At 26.5% G+C, this 2,032-nt stretch carries 2 protein-coding genes; one reads left to right on the forward strand and one right to left on the reverse strand.

The annotated features are described in order from the left end of the window. Positions 1 to 119: 119 nt before the first annotated feature. Positions 120 to 905, reverse strand: coding sequence for a hypothetical protein (locus tag BCF89_RS08775; RefSeq protein WP_111518948.1), 786 nt, complete (start codon positions 903 to 905; stop codon positions 120 to 122). A gap of 252 nt (positions 906 to 1,157) precedes the next feature. Here BCF89_RS08775 and BCF89_RS08780 point away from each other — a divergent pair. Next, positions 1,158 to 2,032, forward strand: an 875-nt coding sequence (locus BCF89_RS08780) for a tyrosine-type recombinase/integrase (protein WP_111518950.1), incomplete at its 3' end; no start/stop codon positions are given.

Raw genomic sequence — 2,032 nt, forward strand, 5'->3', positions numbered from 1 at the left:
GGAAATTGCTCCAAGTCAACCTAAGAGCGATTTTAGAGGTTCTATTGAAAAAGATCCAATTGTTTGATAAAAATACTATGTAACAAAAAAGAGCGTTTCTAAGGCGCTCTTTTTAATATCTAAGAAATTAAATCTATATATTTTAAGTAATCTTTTTTAGATCTAATTCTTCCATCCTCATCTCTATAACCAAAGCGAATATTTATTAATAAATGTTTTACAGTATATTTAGTGTCTCCTGTAGGAAGATCTTCTATTTTAGAGGTTATAAATTTTGTTCGCTCTTCTAAGTCTATGAATTTAGTTCATTCCTTAAAATTGACTTCATTTTTCTCATAGTCTGAATTGTTTAAAAAATTAGAATATTTATATTCATGTTTTCTATTAAAAAAAACATTTCTTAAGAGAGATTCAAATTCGTTTAGTAGATACTGATACTCAACCATTATTATAAATCCAATTGAATACTTTTTATCATTCAAGATTCCATTTGTTGGCAAGTAATTTCAATTGTCATATACCTGTCTAAAATATGACTTCTCATGAGAAAAACTTAATAAAGCAGGAGAGGATATTAGTCTAGTATAGTCCAAATTATTCTTTTTACCATCATGATATCTTCTTTTTCCTAAATGGTCTACATTGTACCTAAAATCATCTCATGAATATTCAAACAATTCATCCGTTTCTGTTAGTTTTCTCGGATTTGGTTTAGGTGTAAAATTTTCTTCATATGGATGTGCGTAAAAATAGTTTAATTCCTTAGGGAATTCTTCAACAAATTTTTCAAAGTTTTCAAGTTCAGTATGTTTATTTTTATCTCACGGTTCAGAACAGGCAATAGATATTATCGGCAATGTAAAAACAAGTGGTAAAGATAGTAATAGTTTTCTTTTTTTCATCATACTTAAATTTTACTACTTCTATTTATCTAAAAAAAATGATAAAATTATGTTTGATAGGAACCGACACTTCCAAGTCTAATCAAGTTCTAAAAATGTTTCCTATCATATAAATAAAAAATAAAAGAATAAAAAAGAACCTAGCAACCGACACTTGCTAGGCAAAAAAATTATAGCATATAAGCATTTGATTGCTTAAAATATAATTCCCTTTTGCCTGACATAAAAGAGTTGTTAGGCAGAAGGGAATTTTAAATGTCATTAAGATTTAAAGAAAAGATTGATTTATTCTTAAATTCTAATTACAAAAACAGTAAAACAAAAGTATGCGCTAAAATTGCTTTAAATAGAATTGCAGACTTAGATGCAATTGATATTAATAAAATTAATAAAATATTTGAGAATTTAAAAAATTCAGGTTCATCAAAAAATACCCAACTTGCTTATATTAAAAAATTTATTAATACAATGTCTAAGATTGAAAATAAATTTTATGATGTTTCAAAATTAATTTCATTTGAAAATGACACAATTCCAAAGCAAGTTTTTAATTTGGATGAAATACAAAAGATTGAGTTTGCATTGGAAAAATGAAATAATCCAGAATTCAAACTTATTTTTAACCTGCTTAAATATAACGGTTGTCGTTTAGGGGAATTTGTGTCAGTTGACTGAGAAAATATCTATAAAACAAATTATGAATGTCAAATTAAGGCAAAGAAACATGGAAGATTTAGAACTATAATTGTTCCATATGATCTAAGGGATCAATTTATAAAATATGGTGTTAAGTACTCTTATAATACCATCCAAAACTTATTTCATAAGTTTTCAATCTATTTAAAAACTTTATATCCTGATTGATCAAAACATTTAAGTGCTCATGTTTTGAGAGCACAATTAATTACTAATATGCATATGGCAGGACTCTCGCCAGACAAAATACAAGTTGCTACTGGGCATGTAGAGATTAGCACGATAACTAACCACTATATCAGAACTTCAAGCGTTTACCAAAAACAATTACTTCAACTAGGGAATATGGATTCGATTAATTCAATTGAAATTAATAAACTAAAAGAAATTATTTTGTTGCAAAATCAAGAAATTTTGAAATTACGTGAAAGATT

It is taken from the genome of Metamycoplasma auris (assembly GCF_003253435.1).
Lineage (GTDB): Bacteria > Bacillota_I > Bacilli_A > Mycoplasmatales > Metamycoplasmataceae > Metamycoplasma > Metamycoplasma auris.